We start from the raw sequence: 18,222 nt of genomic DNA, 5'->3' as shown, positions 1-18,222 counted from the left end.
TCGGCCTGCCCGGAAATCCGTTCCGCCCCTGGTCAGCACCGGGGGCGCGGCAGGGTCGCCGTCGAACCGCCACTACTCGTTGGCGGCCCGGGGCCGTTCACCGTCCTCGTACTGGTCGAACAGCGGAGTGCGCCCCCGCTCCCGGGACCGCCTCGCGGAAGCCGCCCGGCGGGCGTCACTGCGGCCGCCGTCCACGGAGTCGGCCCGGTCGTCCGCCGCGGCATCGTCCTCCGCGGAGTCCGCCTCGGCGGCGGCGCCGGACGCCGCCGGCACGGGCGCCGCCTCCGCCGTACTCGACCGGGCGGAACTCCACGCGTCGGGCGCCCCGAGGTCGACGTCCGGTGTCGCACGCGGAGCGACCGGGGCGGTCACATACGTGGGCAGCGGCACCGGCACCGGCTCCCAGCTGTCGCCGTGGCCCGGCCGGCGCTGCCGCTCGCGCTGCTGGTCCACCCACTCCGCGTGATCGGTCTGCTCGACGAGCGCCCGGCGGTCGGCCGCGAGCGCGGACAGCCCCGCGTCGCTCTCCGGCTCGGACGCGTCCTCCGGCTCGCCCCCGCCGGAGTCCGCCGGCGGCCGCCGTCTGGGCTGCCGCTCCCGGAGTCGCTGCGCCGCCGCCTCGGCCCGGCGGCGGTCCATCGTGTACGTGAACCGCTTGCGCTCCTGCGCCCGCAGATACGCGATGTACACGCTGAGCAGCACGGCGGGTGCACCCGGTGCCCACAGAAAGGCCAGGCCCCCGACCGCGGCGACGATCGCGCCGAACGTGAACGCCAGGAAGAGCAGGACGGTCGTACGCCGCCGGCGCGCGAGCGCCTTCATACGGCGGGCCCGCGCCATGGCCTCCGCCGAGGACGCCGTCGTCCGCGCCCGCGGTACGGCCTTGCCCGCAGAAGGCCGGGCACTCTTCGGCTCGGGGGCGGAGACGCCCTTGGCGGCCCGCTCGGGGGCGGTGGCCTGCGACGGGGCGCCGGATGCGGAGGCACCCTGGGCTCCCGGCTCCCGCCGGACCGTCCCCTCCGGCTCCACCCGGGCCCGTGCCTGCTGCCCGGTGGGGGGCATGGCGAAGGCCCGGACGTCCACCGAATCGGTGACGCCGTCCGGGGCGGGGTTGTGCTCCCCCTCTTCGGTGGAGCGCGCCCGCAGGTCCTTGGCGTATCGACGCTCCATCCCCGCCCGTCCGGACAGCAGCCGGATGGCGGTGCTGAAGCGTTCCGTCGGACGAGACTCGTTCAGCTCGTCCTGCCTACGGAGCCACATAGGCACCAAGTAGGCGGCCCAGGCCCCGACAATGACTGCGTAGATGAGGCCGCTGCTGCTCACGCCTCACACGGTAGAGGGGTTTGCGTGAGGCCATCTGCCAATTGCGCCGGTGTGTCGCACGATCTGGCTGATATTTCGAACTTTTTTTGGGACCGATGCGATCAACGGGCCGACGCGCCCGCTAATTCATTGCGCCCAGTCGATCGCAGCTCGATCAATTTCGAACATACTTTTTATTTGCCGGGGTGCGCCGGCTTGCCCGGATCGGCGCTCGGACTCTTCGCGTGTGCCTGCTGCGAGCGTGCCCGCTGCCAGCGCGCCAGCAACCCCTCGGGCACCTCCTCCGCGGTGAGCGCGAAGACCAGGTGGTCCCGCCAGGCCCCGTCGATGTGCAGATAACGCGGGCGGAGGCCCTCCGAACGGAATCCGAGTTTCTCCACCACCCGGCGGCTCGGCCCGTTCTCGGGGCGAATGCAGACTTCGATGCGGTGCAGTCCGACGGTCCTGAAGCAGTGGTCGACGACGAGGGCCACGGCGGTCGGCATCACACCGCGGCCCGCGACCGCCTGGTCCACCCAGTAGCCGACATGCCCCGAGCACATCGAGCCCCAGGTGATGCCGGCGACCGTCAACTGCCCGACGAGCCGGCCCTGGTACTCGATGACGAAGGGCAGCATCCGGCCCGCGTTGGCCTCGCCGCGCAGATGCCGGACCATCTGGCGGTAGGTCGGCCGGTGGGTGATGGGACCGCTGGGCGTAGGCGGCGGAATGGTCGCCTCCCAGGGCCGCAGCCAGTCCCGGTTGCGGCGGTTGACCTCGCGCCAGACCCGCTGGTCGCGCAGCTTTATCGGCCGGAGGACGACATCGCCGTCCGCCAGCTCGACTGGCCAGGATGGGCTGTTCAGCTCGCACCCCCACTCGGTCCGGACCCGTCCTCGCCGACCGGGGGACCGGCCGACTCGGCCCTCGGGTGGTCGCCGCCGCGGATCTGGTCGACGGCGTGCACCAACAGGGTCTCCAGAACGGCCAGTCCGTCCTTCACCCCGCCGGTGGAACCAGGCAGGTTGACGATCAGCGTCCTTCCGGCGACTCCCGCGAGTCCCCGGGAGAGGGCCGCCGTCGGCACCTTCTCTCTTCCGAACGCCCTGATGGCCTCGGGAATGCCCGGCACCTCGAAGTCGATCACGGCCCGGGTCGCCTCGGGTGTGCGGTCGGTGGGCGAGACGCCGGTGCCCCCGGTCGTCACGATCACGTCGTAGCCCGCGCGGGCACCGGTCCGCAGCGCGTTCTCCACCGGCTCCCCGTCGGGGACCACCAAGGGCCCGTCGACCGTGAAGCCGAACCGGAGGAGCCCCTGCACGACGAGGGGACCGCCCTTGTCCTCGTACACGCCCGCAGCCGCCCGGTTGGACGCGGTGACGACCAGGGCCGCGTACGCCGCCGACAGGGCATCGCCCACCGGCGGGCCTCCCGGTGCCGTCATGCCCGGCTCCAGTCGCCCGACGTGCCGCCCGTCTTCTCCTCCACCCGCACGTCCGTGATCACCGCCGCCTTGTCGACCGCCTTGACCATGTCGATCACGGTCAGCGCCGCGACACCGACCGCGGTGAGCGCCTCCATCTCGACACCCGTGCGGTCGGTGGTCTTCACGGTCGCCGTGATCTCGACGGCGTCGTCCGCGACGGACAGGTCCAGCTTCACACCCGAGATCGCCAGTGGGTGGCACAGGGGAATGAGGTCGGGCGTGCGCTTCGCGCCCATGATCCCCGCGATCCGCGCGGTGGCGAGTGCGTCGCCCTTGGGGACTCCCTCGCCGCGCAGCAGTTCCACCACACGCGGCGAGACGAGCACGCGACCGCTGGCGCGCGCGGTGCGCTCGGTCACGTCCTTCCCGGAGACGTCGACCATGCGGGCCGCGCCCGCGTCGTCGATGTGGGTCAGTCGGTCGTGCGTACTCATCTGCTGCGGCGCTCCCGGTCCCTGCCCGGCGCGGTACGGCGCGCGGGGCTGCTGTGCGCGACACGGTACCGCCACGGGCGCGCGATCACCGGAGCAAGGTCCGGTGAACGGGCCCTCCGACCAGGAAGGGACCCCGGACAGGGCAACACGCCCGGCCCGGAGTGCCTCCGCGCCGCCCCGCGCGGGCGGGCGCGCGTCAGCCGAGGAGGACGACCTCGACCTCGGCACCCGGCTCGACGGACGTGTGGTCCTCGGGCACGACGATCAGAGCGTCGGCGTGCGCGAGTGCCGCGACCAGATGCGAGCCGGCGCCGCCGACCGGGGTCACCTGCCCGTCCGCGTACTTCCCGCGGAGGAACTGCCTGCGCCCCTCGGGCGAGGTCAGTGCCTTGTCCGCGGTGAGGACGGCCTTGACCCTGGGCCGGTGCACCTCCTGCAGCCCCATGAGGGTGCGGATCGCGGGACGCACGAACAGCTCGAAGGAGACGTACGACGACACCGGGTTGCCCGGCAGGGCGAGCAGCGGTGTGTGGTCGGGGCCGATGGAACCGAAGCCCTGTGGCTTGCCCGGCTGCATGGCGAGCTTGCGGAACTCGATGCCGCCGCCCGGCTCGTCCTCGTCGCCGACGGAGGAGAGCGCCTCCTTGACGACGTCGTACGCTCCGACGCTCACCCCGCCGGTGGTGACCACGAGGTCGGCGCGGACGAGCTGGTCCTCGACGGTGGACCGCAGGGTGTCGGCGTCGTCGGCGACGGCGCCGACCCGGTAGGCGATGGCCCCGGCGTCCCGCGCGGCGGCGGTGAGGGCGAAGCTGTTGGAGTCGTAGATCTGGCCGGCCGCCAACTCCTCGTCGGGCTGGACCAGTTCGCTTCCGGTGGACATGACGACCACGCGCGGGCGGGGGCGCACCCGCACCGTGCCCCGGCCGATGGCGGCGAGCAGCCCGATCTGCGGCGGACCGAGCACGGTACCCGCCTCGAGGGCGAGGTCGCCGGCCCTCACATCGCTGCCCTTGTCCCGCACATGCGCACGCGCCCCGGCCGGACGGTGCACCCGCACCTGCCCCGAGGCGCCCTCGGGGGAAAGACTGCGGGCCGGCATCCCGGAGACGGGACCCCCGCCGAGACCGCCGTCGGTCCACTCGACGGGGACGACGGCCTCCGCACCGGGCGGCAGCGGGGCGCCGGTCATGATGCGCGCGGCCTCGCCCGGACCCACCCGCATCGCGCCGGCCGAGCCCGCCGCGACGTCCCCGACCACCGTGAGGACGGCCGGGAACTCCTCGCTCGCGCCCGCGACGTCCGCGACCCGTACCGCGTATCCGTCCATCGAGCTGTTGTCGAACGGCGGAAGCGAGACCGGGACCGTGACGTCGTCGACCAGCACGCACCCCTGGGCGTCGAGCAATTGCAGCTCGATGGGCTCGAGAGGCCGGATGCCGGCGAGGATGTCCTCCAGATGGTCGTCCACCGACCAGAGGTGGTCCTGGCCGGTGGTGCGGGTCGCGGCGGCGCTCAAATTCCCTACATCTCCTCGTTCACGTAACTGCGAAGCCAGGTCCGGAAGTCCGGACCCAGATCTTCACGTTCGCACGCGAGTCTGACAATGGCACGCAGATAGTCGCCACGGTCGCCGGTGTCATAACGGCGGCCCTTGAAGACGACACCGTGCACGGGACCGCCGACCTTCTCGTCCTGCGCGAGCTGCTGGAGGGCGTCGGTGAGCTGGATCTCGCCGCCACGGCCCGGCTCGGTCTTGCGGAGTATCTCGAAGATCTGCGGGTCGAGGACGTAGCGGCCGATGACCGCGTAGTTCGACGGGGCGTCCTTCGGCTCCGGCTTCTCGACCAGGCCGGTCACCCTGACGACGTCGCCGTCCTCGGTGGGTTCGACGGCGGCGCTGCCGTAGAGGTGGATCTGCTCGGGCGCGACCTCCATCAGGGCGATGACGCTGCCGCCGTTGCGCTCCTGGACCTCGACCATGCGCGCGAGCAGGGGGTCGCGCGGGTCGATCAGGTCGTCACCGAGCAGGACGGCGAACGGCTCGTGGCCGACGTGCGGTGCGGCGCAGAGCACGGCGTGCCCGAGGCCCTTGGGGTCGCCCTGGCGCACGTAGTGCATCGTGGCGAGGTCGCTGGACTCCTGGACCTTCGCGAGCCGTGCGGCGTCGCCCTTCTTCTGCAGGGCGGATTCGAGCTCGTAGTTGCGGTCGAAGTGGTCCTCGAGGGGCCGCTTGTTGCGGCCGGTGATCATCAGAACGTCGTCGAGCCCCGCGGACACGGCCTCTTCGACCACGTACTGGATCGCGGGCTTGTCGACGACCGGCAGCATCTCTTTGGGGGTGGCTTTGGTGGCCGGCAGGAACCGCGTGCCAAGGCCTGCTGCGGGAATGACAGCCTTGGTGATCCTGGGGTGCGACTCAGTCATGCTCACAACCATATCCGGTGGCTATGTACTGAATCTGCGCCTCCGGCTAATTCGCTCTCATATGAGCGCATTGAGGAAGGGCAGGGCACTGACCAGTGGTTCCCATGGGAGACCAGGCCGAGCCTGGCAAGCGAATGTTGCGGCGAAGGCTCCTCGAGATGAGAAACAGGTTGACGTCCGGTGACGTACGTGAGGCGGCGGACGCACTGGCCGGGCGGGCGCTCGAGTTGCCCGAGCTGGCGCGCGCCCGCACGGTGGCCGCGTACGTCTCCGTGGGCGGCGAACCGGGGACCACACCCCTGCTGGACGCGCTGCGCGCACGGGACGTGCGGGTGCTGCTGCCGGTCCTCCTGCCGGACAACGACCTCGACTGGGGCGTGTACGCCGGGCCCGGATCCCTCGTACGCGTCCGGCACGGCGGACGGATGGCCCTCCTGGAGCCGGCCGGAGAGCGTCTGGGCCCGGAGGCCGTGGGGCGGGCGGACGCCGTGCTGCTGCCCGGTGTGGCGGTCGACGCGTGCGGTATGCGTCTCGGCCGCGGCGGGGGCTCGTACGACCGTGTACTGGCCCGTCTGGAGCGTGCGGGCGCCGACCCGGCCCTGGTGGTGCTCCTGTACGACACGGAGGTCGTGGAGCGCGTACCCGAGGAGCCCCACGACCGGCCGGTGCACGCGGTGGTGACCCCCTCGGGCGTGCGCCGTTTCCGGGAGTCCCCGCCCGGTCGCCGGCAACCCGCTTGATGTGGAACCGGCCCCGCACGCGCGCGTGCGGGGCCGGTTCCACATCGAGGCGTCCGTCAGGGCTCGAGCACGAGGGTGTCGGTCGTGCTCTTGTCGACCGCCGTCTTGGAGAAGCTCCACGACAGCAGCTCGCCCTGGGCCCATTTGTCCGTCTGATCGGTGTAGTGGGCGCTGTAGGCGTGGCCGGAGGCGCCGGTGAGGTTGATCCACTTGGACTTGTCGAGGTCGGCCAGGTTGACCACCATCCGCATCGACGGAACCCACACGACGCTGTAGCCGCCCGCCGCGTTCCAGCCGCTGGCGTTCACCGTCGCCTCGCCGCCGTCGAGCTTCCACGGGCCCCGGTTGAGCATGTACTGCAGCACCCCGGGACCGCTGGTGCCGAGGGTCTGATTCTTCAGGAACAGGCGGTGCAGCCGGCCCCAGTTCCAGGTGTCGATGTCCTTGCCGAGCTTGGCGGTCAGCTCCCAGCGCGCGTCCGTCAGTGCGCGCTTGAACAGGTCGTCGCGCGTCGTGGTGGCCTTCTGGGTGCGGGTCTTGGGCAGGTGCCACCAGTCGTTCGTCTGGTCGTTGATGATGTTGTTCACCACCTGGAACCACCGGTCGCCGCCGTCCGGCTGCGCCTGGTCCGCGTCCCGCTCACCGCACTCGCGCACCTTCTGGTCCTCGTCCGCGGGCCCGGTGCTGTCGGCCGGCTCGACCCACAGGCACTGGCTCTTGACGCGGAGCTCCTTGGGCAGCTTGTTGCCGAAGGCGAGCTTGAGGATGTTGCGCCAGACGGCGTTGAAGTACGCGGCCGCCGCCGAGTCGGCGTCCTGTGTGTAGTCCCAGCCCTCGAGCAGCTTCTGCGCCTCGCGGACGTTCTTGTCGGAGACGTCGATCTTGAGGAGCTTGGGCACCAGCAGCCTGGCGATGTCGCTGAAGTTGTCGAGCTGGATCTGGCGCATGTCGTCGGTCGACATCTTGCCGCCGCCCTTGATCTTCGACTCGATCAGGTCGGTGATCCGCTGACTGCGCGTGCCGTACCCCCAGTCCGTGGTGAGCGTGTAGGGGTACTTGCTCTTGTCGATCACGGCCTGGTTGGCGGTGACGATGTAGCCCCGCGACGGGTTGAACTCGTAGGGCAGCGCGTTCTGCGGGATGTACTTGCCGGTCCAGCTGTACGCGGAGTCCCAGCCCGGCGAGGGCAGCCGGCCGTTCCCCTTGCCGCGCACCGGGATCTTGCCCGGCAGCTGGTAGCCGATGTTGCCCTTGGTGTCCGCGTAGACCAGGTTCTGCGACGGCACGTCGAAGGAACGGGACGCCAACCGGAACTCGTCCCAGTTCGACGCCTTGTCGATCGCGAAGACGGCGTCCATGGAGGTGCCCGGGTCCAGGGCGGTCCAGCGCAGGGCGATGCCGTAGCCGTCGCCGCGGTCGGGTGCCGCGGTCTCGACCGTCGCCTTCTTGCCGACCTTGACCAGCTCGTCGTCACGGTCGGACAGCAACGGCCCGTTGTTCGTCTCCCGTACGACGATCTTCTTGGAATCGCCGCCGGCGACCTTGATCGTCTCGGTGCGGGTGGTGAACGGGCGCACCTTGTTGTCGTAGAGGTAGCCGCTGCCCGACAGCTTCTCCAGGTAGAGGTCGGTGACGTCCACCCCGGAGTTGGTCATGCCCCAGGCGATGTCCTTGTTGTGGCCGATTATCACGCCGGGCATGCCCGCGAAGGTGTAGCCGGTGACGTCGTACTGGCACTTGCTGGAGAGCGTGGTGCAGTGCAGGCCCATCTGGTACCAGACGGACGGCAGCGAGGCCGACAGATGCGGGTCGTTGGCCAGCAACGGCTTACCGGTGATGGTGTGCTTGCCGTCCACGACCCAGGAGTTGGAGCCGATGCCGTTGCCGTTCACTCCGACGGCGGTCGGAACGTTGTCCAGGACGTTGTAGAGGCCCGCGAGCTGGCTCTGGAGGGCCGAGGACGACGAGTTCGCCGTGGAGGTGCCGGTCGACGACTGCGTGCCCGTGGAGCCGCTCTGCTCGAACGCCTTGGTGATCTCGTTGTACTGGCCGGTCCGGACGATCGGCTTGTTCCGGCTGTACGGGTAGTCCGGGTAGAGGTCGTCGATCTGCTTCGGGCCGAGACGGCTGGTCATCAGGGAGCGGTCGATCTCGTCCTGCATGTTGCCGCGCAGGTCCCAGGCCATCGCCTTGAGCCAGGACACCGAGTCGACCGGGGTCCACTGCTGCGGCTTGTAGTCGTTGACGAGGCCCAGCGCGGCGTACTCCAAGGAGATGTCCTTGCCGCTCTTGCCCTTCAGGTAGGCGTTGACGCCCTTGGCGTAGGCATCGAGGTACTTCTTCGTCGAGGGGGACAGCTTGGTGTCGTACTCCTGCTCGGCGACCCGGTCCCAGCCGAGGGTCCGCAGGAACTCGTCGTTCTTGACCTGACTCTTGCCGAACATCTCGGACAGGCGCCCCGAGGTCAGGTGCCGGCGCACGTCCATCTCGTAGAACCGGTCCTGCGCCTGGACATAACCCTGCGCCATGAAGAGGTCCTCGTCGGACGAGGCGTAGATCTGCGGGATCCCGTAACCGTCGCGCTTGACGTCGACGGGGCCCGACAGGCCTTCGAGCGTGATCGACCCACTGGTCTGCGGGAAGGAAGCTCGCACGGTGCTGACGGACCAGTACCCTCCGTAACCGAACCCTCCCACAAGGGCCAGAACCAGGACGATCAGAAGCAGACGGGCTCTGCGCCCTTTCCTCCTGCCGGACTTGCCGGGCTTCTGGCCGGAAGAGGCGTTGGTGTTGGCGGGCATCGCTGTCCTTGCTGTCCTAACACGAGCGGCAGGGCGGGCTGTGCTTTCTACTGAGCGCTGGAGCAACCATAGGCGCAGGGCCCGGCATGCCTTGACGCGGAGTCCGGATCCGGCCCGGACTGAAGTTCGATCAGATCGCAGGAATGTCAAGAAAGCGTCAAGAGTTAGGTAAGGTAACGAAGTAGTTGTCCTGAAGCCCGCACCGGCTTCAGCAGCTCGGATCGGGGCGTTCGCATCGCGGCTCCCGCACTGCGAGAAGGGAACGGCCGCTGACTGTCCACCACCTCAACCAGCTCCTGCTCGTCTGCTCGCTCGTTCTGCTCATCGCGGTGGCAGCGGTTCGGATCTCGTCGCGCAGCGGGCTCCCCAGCCTGCTCATCTACCTGGGCATCGGCATCGCCATGGGCCAGGACGGCGTCGGCGACATCCACTTCGACAACGCCGAACTCACCCAGGTCATCGGATACGCGGCTCTGGTCGTGATCCTGGCGGAGGGCGGTCTCGGTACGAAGTGGAAGGACATCCGGCCGGCGCTGTCCGCGGCCACCTCCATGGCGCTGATCGGTGTCGCGGTGAGCGTCGGTGTCACGGCGGTCGGCGCGCACTTCCTGACCGGGCTCGAGTGGCGGCAGTCGCTCATCATCGGAGCGGTGGTGTCGTCGACCGACGCGGCGGCGGTCTTCTCGGTGCTGCGCAGGGTCCCGCTGCCCACGCGCGTGACCGGGGCCCTGGAAGCCGAATCCGGCTTCAACGACGCCCCGGTGGTGATCCTCGTCGTCGCCTTCTCCGCGGCCGGCCCGGTGGAGCACTGGTACACACTGCTGCTGACGATCGTCGCGGAGCTGGCCGTCGGAGCCGCGATCGGCCTCGCGGTCGGCTGGCTGGGCTCCTGGGGCCTGCGGCACGTGGCCCTGCCCGCCTCCGGCCTGTACCCGATCGCCGTCATGGCCATCGCGGTCGCGGCCTACGCGGCCGGTGCGCTGGCCCACGGCAGCGGCTTCCTCGCCGTGTACCTCGCGTCGATGATGCTCGGCAACGCGAAGCTGCCGCACTGGCCCGCGACGCGCGGCTTCGCCGAGGGGCTCGGCTGGATCGCGCAGATCGGCATGTTCGTCCTGCTCGGTCTGCTGGTGACCCCGCACGAACTGGGCGCCGACGTACTGCCCGCCCTGGTCATCGGCCTGGTGCTGACCATGGTGGCGCGGCCGCTGAGCGTGGTGGTGAGTCTGCTGCCCTTCCGGCTGCCTTGGCAGGAACAGACGCTCATGTCATGGGCCGGCCTGCGCGGCGCGGTGCCCATCATCCTGGCCACGATCCCGATGGTGAACGGCGTCGCCGCCAGTCGCCACATCTTCAACATCGTCTTCGTCCTCGTGGTCGCGTACACCCTGGTCCAGGGCCCGACACTGCCCTGGCTGGCCCGCACGCTGCGCCTGGCCGGCGACCCCGAGGCCTCCGACCTCGGCATCGAGTCGGCGCCCCTGGAGCGGCTGCGCGGGCATCTGCTGTCCGTCGCGATCCCCGAGGGCTCACGGATGCACGGCGTCGAGGTCAGCGAGCTGCGCCTGCCGGCCGGTGCCGCGGTCACGCTCGTGGTCCGGGAGGGAAAGTCGTTCGTGCCGCTGCCGACCACGGAGCTGCGGCGCGGGGACGAACTCCTCGTGGTCACCACCGACCAGGTCCGCGACGCGGCGGAGAAGCGTCTGCGGGCGGTCGGCCAGGGCGGCAAGCTCGCCGGATGGCTCGGCATGACCGGGAACGGGACGCCCGGGCGCAGGCGTTGAGACCCCGGTCCGGTCGCCGCACACGTCTGGCGATCCCAGGTCGAGCTGCCGCATGGTGCCCTGTTTCACAAGGGTCCCGGCCGGGTGTCTCTGTACACTCGAGGCGCACCTGATCGAACCAACTCTGCCTGACGCAGAGCTGGCGCGACCGTATGGCGGCCGGGACGCCCCCGCAGCGGGCGCCGGTATCTACCGCAGTCCGCGCATGAGGACAGCTCTCGGCGCCCCGCGCTACCAGGCGGCAGAAAGGCACGGGCCGTGGCGTCCACGGTCACCTCGAAGTCGTCCCGTCCGGGGTACGGACAGCTGCTGCGGACCCGTGGCGCCTGGACGTTCCTGCTCCCCGGCTTCGCGGCGCGTCAGCCGTTCGCGATGCTCACCCTCTCCATCGTGCTGCTCGTCCAGCACACGACCGGCTCGTACGGCGCCGCGGGCGCCGTCGCGGCGGCCACCGGCGTCTCCATGGCCCTGTTCGCGCCCTACAGCGGCCGTCTCGCCGACCGCCACGGCCAGCGGGCGGTACTGCTTCCCGGCGTCCTGGTGCACGCCGTGGCGGGCGTGTCCCTCACGGCGCTGGCGCTGGCCCACGCGCCGTTGTGGGTCCTGTTCGCGGCCGCCGTCCCGACCGGCGCCTCGGTGCCGCAGATCGGCCCCATGGTGCGGGCCCGCTGGGGCGTGAAGCTCCAGGACTCACCCCTGATGACGACGGCGGCGGCCTTCGAGTCCGTCACCGACGAGCTGACCTTCGTGGTCGGCCCGCTGCTGGCGACCGCCCTGTGCACGGCGGTCGACCCGGCCGCCGGCCTGCTCACGGAGGCGACCCTGACCCTGGTCGGCGGTGTGCTGTTCGCCGCGCAGAAGGGCACCCAGCCGTCCGTGGCCGCGCAGAAGCACGCGCACCTGGAGCACGTCTCCGCGCTGCGCGTCCCCGGTGTGCGGGTCCTGATCGCGACCTTCCTGGGCATCGGCTCCGTCTTCGGCGGCATGCAGGTCTCGCTCGCCGCGTTCAGCCAGTCGATCGACGAGCCCGGCCTGAACGGAGTCCTGTACGGGATCTTCGCGGCGGGCAACATGCTCTCCGGCGTCGTGTGCGGCGCCGTCGCCTGGAAGACCGCGCCGCAGCGCCGCCTGGTGATCGGCTACACGGCCCTCGCGCTGGCCGCCTCCGGCCTGTGGACCGCGCACTCGGTACTCGTCCTCGCCGGTCTCGGGCTCCTGGTGGGCATGTGCATCGCACCGTCCCTGATCACCGGCTACACGCTGGTCGAGGGGCTGGTCCCGGTGGGTGCCCGCACCGAGGCGTTCACCTGGCTCACCGGCGCGGTCGCGCTCGGCCAGGCGGCGGCGGTCACGGTTGCCGGACAATTGGAGGACCGGCTGTGGGACGGTGCCGGTTTCCTGGTCCCGATGGCCGGAACGGTGCTGGCACTGGCGACCCTGGTGTCCCTGCGGTCCCGGCTGACGACACGCCCGGGCGGCCGCACGGTGGCACGTGGCGTCGGTCACCGCGTGCCGCTCTCGGTGGACTGAACCCGAGGAATGCGTCAGTATAGATCGTCGTTAGCACTCATTAAGTGAGAGTGCCAGGAGGAAGACAAGTGCCGACCTACCAGTACCAGTGCACCGAGTGCGGCGAGGGCCTCGAGGCGGTGCAGAAGTTCACCGACGACGCCCTGACCGAGTGCCCCAACTGCGGTGGCCGCCTGAAGAAGGTGTTCTCCGCGGTCGGCATCGTCTTCAAGGGCTCCGGCTTCTACCGCAACGACAGCCGCGGCTCCTCCTCGAGCAGCAGCCCGGCCTCGTCGAAGCCGTCGAGCTCCACCTCGTCGTCCGGCTCCACCTCGTCCGGCTCCACCTCGTCGGACTCCGGCTCGTCCTCGGGCAGCACCTCCTCGAGTTCCGCCGCATAAGGCCGGCCGACCGCTCCCCCGCCGTCACGGGACGGCGGGGTCCTTGGTGTCCTCCCGGCCAGCTACTGTGCTCGCCATGGAGAACGCAGAGATAGGTGTCATCGGCGGCTCGGGCTTCTACTCCTTCCTCGACGACGTGACCGAGATCCGCGTCGACACCCCTTACGGGGCGCCCAGCGACTCCCTCTTCCTCGGCGAGGTCGCCGGCCGGCGGGTCGCCTTCCTCCCCCGCCACGGCCGCGGCCACCATCTGCCGCCCCACCGCATCAACTATCGCGCCAACCTCTGGGCCCTGCGCTCCGTCGGTGTGCGGCAGGTCCTCGGCCCCTGCGCGGTGGGCGGACTGCGGCCCGAGCTCGGACCCGGGACCCTGCTCGTGCCCGACCAGCTGGTGGACCGCACGAAGGCCCGGGCGCAGACGTACTTCGACGGGCTCCCCCTGCCCGACGGCACCGTGCCGAACGTGGTGCACGTGTCCCTCGCCGACCCGTACTGCCCCGTCGGCCGTGCTGCCGCGCTGCGTGCCGCGCGCGGGCGGGACTGGGAGCCGGTGGACGGCGGCACGCTGGTGGTGGTCGAGGGCCCGCGTTTCTCCACTCGCGCCGAGTCGCTGTGGCACCGGGCGCAGGGCTGGTCCGTGGTGGGCATGACCGGTCATCCCGAGGCGGCACTCGCCCGTGAACTGGAGCTCTGCTACACGTCGTTGACCCTGGTCACGGATCTGGACGCGGGCGCGGAGACCGGCGAGGGCGTCTCGCACGACGAGGTGCTGAGGGTCTTCGCGGGAAATGTGGACCGGCTGCGGGGCGTGCTGTTCGACGCGGTGGCCGCACTGCCGGCCGACGAGAAGCGGGACTGCCCGTGCAGGACGGCGCTGGGCGGGATGGATCCGGGGTTCGAGCTGCCGTGACCGTGACGGCGGCCGCCTCGGCCATGAGGGCGGCCGCGTCGACCGTGCCGGCGGCAGCGGACGAGGGCTGAGACGGAGCGGGGGCAGAGTCAGGGGCAGGGGCAGTGCGACGACGTCCGGAACCTCACGTTCGGGTGGGCGAGTTGTCCACAACCGGCCGGTGATCCACGGGCGTCGGCGGACTTCGCCGCGAGGCCTCATCGTTGGTCGCGTCCCGATCTCGCGACGCAGGTGGTGGTCAGCATGGCCCGGTTCTCCCCCTCCCCACAGCCCTCGTACCTCGCCCCTTCCGTGCCGCGCGTCGGCACGGACGCCTCCGTGACGCACATGCCACCGGACGGATCCGCACCCGCACTTCGCGGGGAAGCCCTCATGGCACCGCCCTACGGAGAAGGCCTCGTGCGGCGGGCCCGCGGTTCCGCCCTCGGCCACCCGCCCCATGAGGAGGCCCCCATGGTCCTGCCGGGCGCCGATGGCCCGGCGCCCCCACCCGAGGCGGATCTCGCGGGCCGTGCGGACACGCCTCCCAGGTGCACGGTGCCGCACTTCGCCCCTGTGCGTGTGCGCGGCGGGTGCCACGGGCTGCGGCGCCTCGTGAGGCACCGCAGGAGGGCCGTGGCCATGGGCCTGGCGGTCACGGCGGCCTCCCTCGTGGCCGCAGGACCGGGCGGCTCCGGGGACGCTCGCGCACACCCGGACGCCGTCGCGCATCCGCGGGCGGCGCCCGGGCCCGCGCCGGAGCAGGGCGCGGTCGGGACGGTGACGGCGCCGGTGCGGATCGCGGACGGGGCCACGGTGCGGTTGCTGCGGCCCGGCGCGAAGGTCGACGTGATCGCCGCCGACGGTGACGGCGGCGCGAAGGTCGTGGCGGCAGGGGCACTTGTCACGCGGGTTCCGGAAGTCGATCCCACCGAGAACGGCGCGCTGGTCGTGCTGTCCGTACCGCGCACCACGGCCGCCCGTCTGGCCGGTGCCGGCGCCGTCTCACGGCTGACGGTGACGCTGTGCTGAGCCGCCCGCCGGACCCCGTCCCGCGAGCACGGATTCCGGTTCACCCGGCATGGACTGGACAGGCACGGGACACCCTGCCGTAGGTTGCGGAGCTGTTCGTTCCGCTGTTTGTGCAGTCGAGGAGGGGCTCACTGGTGAGCGAGAAGAAGGAGCCGGGGCTCATGCAGGGCTTCAAGGCTTTCCTGATGCGGGGAAACGTCGTCGATCTGGCGGTTGCGGTCGTCATCGGCGCCGCTTTCACCAACATCGTCAACTCCGTGGTGAAGGGAGTCATCAACCCGGTCGTGGGTGCCCTCGGCACCAAGAGCCTGGACAGCTACAGCTCCTGCCTCCGGGAACCCTGCACGGGCACCGGTGACACCGCGACGGGCGTGCGCATCCTGTGGGGCTCGGTCCTCGGCGCCACGCTCAACTTCCTGATCACGGCCGCCGTCGTCTACTTCCTGATGGTCCTGCCCATGGCCAAGTTCCTGGCCCGCCAGGAGGCCCGCCGCAGGGCCAAGGAAGGCACGCAGGAGGTGGTCGGTGTGACGGAGCTGGAGGTGCTCAAGGAGATACGCGACACGCTGGTCGCGCAGCGGGGACCGGGCCGCGGCTAGGGTCTGCTCCACTGGCGGCGGTGCGGCATCGCGCGCACGCCGCTCACAGGTGGTGGGGCGGCTTCTCGTCGAGGAAGCGCGCCAGATCGGCGGCGCTGTCCCCGCTCGGCCGGGGACGCTCGCCCCACCCCTGGTCCGTGTCGTCCGAGGACTGCCGGCTCAGCGGGTCGTCGAAGACCAGGGCGTCCTTGGGGTCGGGCTTCGGGTCCCGTCGATCACGGGCGGGGGCGGTGCTCATGCCACCAGCGTACGTCCACGGTGTCCTGGGCGGACGCCCCAGGATCCCGGGCCTCTGACGGACGTCGGTGGCCGATGGGCGACACAAGTCAGGTGTATTCCGACCCGGGTGGTGGTGACCGGCGAATGCCGAAGGATCATGGGGCCATGACAGTTGACGCGCTGACGGATGTCATGGGTCTGCGTGTGGGGCACGCCACACGGATCGGCGACGGCTGGCTCACCGGCACCACGGTCGTCCTCGCCCCGGAGGGCGGGGCGGTCGCGGCGGTGGACGTGCGGGGCGGCGGGCCGGGCACGAAGGAGACCGACGCGCTCGATCCCCGCAACCTGGTGCAGAAGGTCGAAGCGGTCGTGCTGACCGGCGGCAGCGCGTACGGACTCGACTCGGCGTCGGGCGTGATGGCCTGGCTGGAGGAGCGCGGGCGTGGTGTGCGGGTCGGCCCCGGACCGACGCATGTGGTGCCGGTCGTGCCCGCCGCCTGCGTCTTCGACCTGGGACGCGGCGGCGACTTCACCGCCCGGCCGGACGCGGCCGTCGGCCGGGCCGCCGTGGAGGCGGCCGCCGCGAGCGAGCCGGGCGCGCAGGTGCCGGAGGGCTGTGTGGGAGCGGGCACGGGAGCGACGATCGGACCCGTCAAGGGCGGCGTCGGCACCGCGAGCACGGTGCTGGAATCGGGGGTCACGGTGGGCGCCCTGGTCGTGTGCAACGCGGTGGGTTCGGCGGTCGACCCCGAAACAGGTGCCCTCTACGGGGAGTTGTTCCAGGGCGGGGCCGAGCGTCCCGCACCGGACGTGCACGACGCGGCGCGGCGGCGGCTGGCCGGGCTCGCCGCACACCGACCGCAGCCCCCGCTGAACACCACCGTCGCCGTCGTGGCGACCGACGCCGAACTCACCAAGGCCCAGGCGCAGAAGCTCGCGGGTGTGGCGCACGACGGCATCGCGCGCGCCGTGCGTCCGGCCCATCTGCTCACCGACGGGGACACGGTGTTCGGGCTGGCGACCGGGACGCGTCCGCTCGACTCCACGAGCCCTCTCGCACTGAACGAGGTGCTGGCGGCGGGCGCGGACCTCGTGACGCGCGCGATCGTACGGGCGGTGCGTGCCGCCGAGTCGGTGGACGCACAGGGCGGAACCTGGCCCTCGTACACGGAGTTATACGGCGCCCGGTAGTCGCCGGAGCAGGCGATTGTCCCGGTTCTGTCACGCGATGGCGTAGACGGCGACGAGCGGGAACCCGTGGTCGTGGCATTCGCTCTTTCTCCACGTACTCGAGCGGAACCCCCACACCATGACGAATCTGGAGAAGCCCGTGACAACGCCGGACATGCGAGCGCGGCGCGTACTGGCGGCCTGCGCCGCCCTGATGGTCGGCGCACTGACCCTCACCGCCTGCGGCGGCGACGCCAAGGCCGACAACAACAAGAACGGGGCCGGTGCGCAGGACTCCCCCAAGACCTCGGCCGCCGAGATCGTCATCTCCGCGAAGGACGGTTCGACCGGCGCGTCGATCAATACGACCGGAGTGAAGGTCAGTGGCGGAAAGCTGACGGAGGTGAAGATGACGGTGGCCGGGTCCGGCACGGCCGTGCCCGGCGAGGTGTCCGCGGACGGGACGTCCTGGAAGCCGGAGCAGCAGCTGGAGCGCGGGACGAAGTACGAGATCTCGGCCACGGCCAAGGACGCGGACAACCGCGTGGCGGCCGCCAACTCGATATTCACCACGGTCACATCGGCCAACAGCTTCATCGGGACGTACACGCCCGACAACGGGACGACGGTCGGCGTCGGGATGCCGGTGTCCTTCACCTTCGACAAGGCGATCAGCAACAAGAAGAGCGTGCAGTCCCACATCACGGTGACCTCCAGCAGCGGGCAGCAGGTCGTCGGGCACTGGTTCGGGGCGCAGCGGCTGGACTTCAGGCCCGAGGAGTACTGGAAGGCCGGCTCCAAGGTCACGATGAAGATCGACCTCGACGGGGTCGAGGGCGCGAACGGCGTCCACGGGGTGCAGAAGAAGACCGTGTCCTTCACCATCGGCCGCTCGCAGGTCTCCACGGTCGACGTCCGCACCCAGACCATGACGGTCGTGCGGGACGGCAGGACGCTCAGGACGGTTCCGATCTCGTCGGGCAGCCCGCAGCACACCACGTACAACGGGCAGATGGTGATCTCCGAGAAGTTCGTGCAGACCCGTATGAACAGCAGGACGGTCGGTCTGGGCGGCGAGTACGACATACCGGACGTGCCGCACGCGATGCGGCTGACCGCCTCGGGCACCTTCATCCACGGCAACTACTGGTACAACAAGGGCAACCCGCCCTTCGGCCGTGAGGGCACGAGCCACGGCTGCGTCGGCATGCAGGACGTACGGGGCGCGCGGGCCGACTCGACCGCCAAGTGGTTCTACGACAACTCGCTCGTCGGGGACGTCGTGATCGTCAAGAACTCCCCCGACAAGACGGTCGCACCGGACAACGGACTCAACGGCTGGAACGTCCCGTGGAGCACCTGGACCGCGGGAAGTGCCGCCTGACCAGCACGGCATGACGATCGATCGGGTCGCGCGGGAACACAC

17 protein-coding genes are annotated in these 18,222 nt (G+C 70.8%); 9 read left to right on the top strand and 8 right to left on the bottom strand.

The genetic code is table 11. From position 1 onward, the window contains the following. Positions 1-72 precede the first annotated feature (72 nt). The 6 genes from glpR to galU all read right to left on the bottom strand — a co-directional run bounded on the left by glpR (position 73) and on the right by galU (position 5,649). Positions 73-1,323 (bottom strand): gephyrin-like molybdotransferase receptor GlpR, encoded by a 1,251-nt coding sequence (glpR, locus tag ADL25_RS28270; RefSeq protein WP_059130662.1) that lies wholly within the window; start codon positions 1,321-1,323, stop codon positions 73-75. A gap of 173 nt (positions 1,324-1,496) precedes the next feature. Beyond that, positions 1,497-2,168: a GNAT family N-acetyltransferase gene (locus tag ADL25_RS28265; protein ID WP_059130661.1), complete on the bottom strand. Its 672-nt coding sequence runs from the start codon at positions 2,166-2,168 to the stop codon at positions 1,497-1,499. Then, positions 2,165-2,746: a MogA/MoaB family molybdenum cofactor biosynthesis protein gene (locus ADL25_RS28260; RefSeq protein ID WP_059130660.1), complete on the bottom strand. Its 582-nt coding sequence runs from the start codon at positions 2,744-2,746 to the stop codon at positions 2,165-2,167. Before ADL25_RS28260 ends, ADL25_RS28265 begins: the two co-directional genes overlap by 4 nt. Continuing rightward, positions 2,743-3,222: a cyclic pyranopterin monophosphate synthase MoaC gene (gene moaC / locus ADL25_RS28255; protein ID WP_059130659.1), complete on the bottom strand. Its 480-nt coding sequence runs from the start codon at positions 3,220-3,222 to the stop codon at positions 2,743-2,745. Before moaC ends, ADL25_RS28260 begins: the two co-directional genes overlap by 4 nt. A 196-nt stretch (positions 3,223-3,418) precedes the next feature. Continuing rightward, entirely contained in the window at positions 3,419-4,741 is a 1,323-nt protein-coding gene (glp, locus tag ADL25_RS28250; RefSeq protein WP_059130658.1) for a gephyrin-like molybdotransferase Glp, read from the bottom strand. Between the two features lie 5 nt (positions 4,742-4,746). Further along, positions 4,747-5,649 (bottom strand): UTP--glucose-1-phosphate uridylyltransferase GalU, encoded by a 903-nt coding sequence (gene galU, locus ADL25_RS28245; RefSeq protein ID WP_059130818.1) that lies wholly within the window; start codon positions 5,647-5,649, stop codon positions 4,747-4,749. Positions 5,650-5,807: 158 nt separating this feature from the next. On the opposite strand from galU, the gene ADL25_RS28240 reads away from it, so the two are divergent. Then, positions 5,808-6,389, top strand: coding sequence for a 5-formyltetrahydrofolate cyclo-ligase (locus ADL25_RS28240; RefSeq protein ID WP_416070663.1), 582 nt, complete (start codon positions 5,808-5,810; stop codon positions 6,387-6,389). Between the two features lie 56 nt (positions 6,390-6,445). On the opposite strand, the gene ADL25_RS28235 is transcribed toward ADL25_RS28240, so the two are convergent. Next, positions 6,446-9,190, bottom strand: coding sequence for a penicillin acylase family protein (locus ADL25_RS28235; protein ID WP_059130657.1), 2,745 nt, complete (start codon positions 9,188-9,190; stop codon positions 6,446-6,448). 269 nt (positions 9,191-9,459) lie between these two features. Between ADL25_RS28235 and ADL25_RS28230 the strand changes: the two genes are divergently transcribed. The 6 genes from ADL25_RS28230 (at position 9,460) to mscL (ending at position 15,404) form a co-directional block, all read left to right on the top strand. Further along, positions 9,460-10,974, top strand: a complete 1,515-nt coding sequence (locus ADL25_RS28230; RefSeq protein ID WP_059130656.1) for a potassium/proton antiporter — start codon at positions 9,460-9,462, stop codon at positions 10,972-10,974. A 258-nt stretch (positions 10,975-11,232) separates the two neighbouring features. Next, positions 11,233-12,504 (top strand): MFS transporter, encoded by a 1,272-nt coding sequence (locus ADL25_RS28225; RefSeq protein WP_059130655.1) that lies wholly within the window; start codon positions 11,233-11,235, stop codon positions 12,502-12,504. A gap of 68 nt (positions 12,505-12,572) precedes the next feature. After that, positions 12,573-12,884 (top strand): FmdB family zinc ribbon protein, encoded by a 312-nt coding sequence (locus tag ADL25_RS28220; protein ID WP_059130654.1) that lies wholly within the window; start codon positions 12,573-12,575, stop codon positions 12,882-12,884. A gap of 76 nt (positions 12,885-12,960) precedes the next feature. Further along, the gene (locus tag ADL25_RS28215; RefSeq protein WP_059130653.1) at positions 12,961-13,794 is read left to right on the top strand and encodes an S-methyl-5'-thioadenosine phosphorylase; all 834 of its coding nucleotides are present in this window, start codon (positions 12,961-12,963) and stop codon (positions 13,792-13,794) included. 453 nt (positions 13,795-14,247) lie between these two features. Continuing rightward, positions 14,248-14,805: a hypothetical protein gene (locus ADL25_RS28210; RefSeq protein WP_234381075.1), complete on the top strand. Its 558-nt coding sequence runs from the start codon at positions 14,248-14,250 to the stop codon at positions 14,803-14,805. A 134-nt stretch (positions 14,806-14,939) separates the two neighbouring features. Continuing rightward, complete coding sequence (gene mscL, locus ADL25_RS28205) at positions 14,940-15,404, top strand: large conductance mechanosensitive channel protein MscL (protein ID WP_059130651.1); 465 nt, start codon at positions 14,940-14,942, stop codon at positions 15,402-15,404. 43 nt (positions 15,405-15,447) lie between these two features. Here the strand turns inward: mscL and ADL25_RS28200 are convergent, their stop codons facing one another. After that, positions 15,448-15,642 (bottom strand): hypothetical protein, encoded by a 195-nt coding sequence (locus ADL25_RS28200; protein ID WP_059130650.1) that lies wholly within the window; start codon positions 15,640-15,642, stop codon positions 15,448-15,450. A 146-nt stretch (positions 15,643-15,788) separates the two neighbouring features. Here ADL25_RS28200 and ADL25_RS28195 point away from each other — a divergent pair, with 146 nt between their 5' ends. Beyond that, positions 15,789-16,817, top strand: coding sequence for a P1 family peptidase (locus tag ADL25_RS28195; RefSeq protein ID WP_059130649.1), 1,029 nt, complete (start codon positions 15,789-15,791; stop codon positions 16,815-16,817). Between the two features lie 193 nt (positions 16,818-17,010). Continuing rightward, positions 17,011-18,180, top strand: coding sequence for a L,D-transpeptidase (locus ADL25_RS28190; protein ID WP_059130817.1), 1,170 nt, complete (start codon positions 17,011-17,013; stop codon positions 18,178-18,180). The last annotated feature ends 42 nt before the right edge of the window (positions 18,181-18,222 follow it).

Origin of the sequence: Streptomyces sp. NRRL F-5122, from assembly GCF_001507435.1 — a bacterium.
Classification (GTDB): domain Bacteria; phylum Actinomycetota; class Actinomycetes; order Streptomycetales; family Streptomycetaceae; genus Streptomyces; species Streptomyces lannensis.
This window is presented reverse-complemented; position numbering and strand designations above follow the sequence as displayed.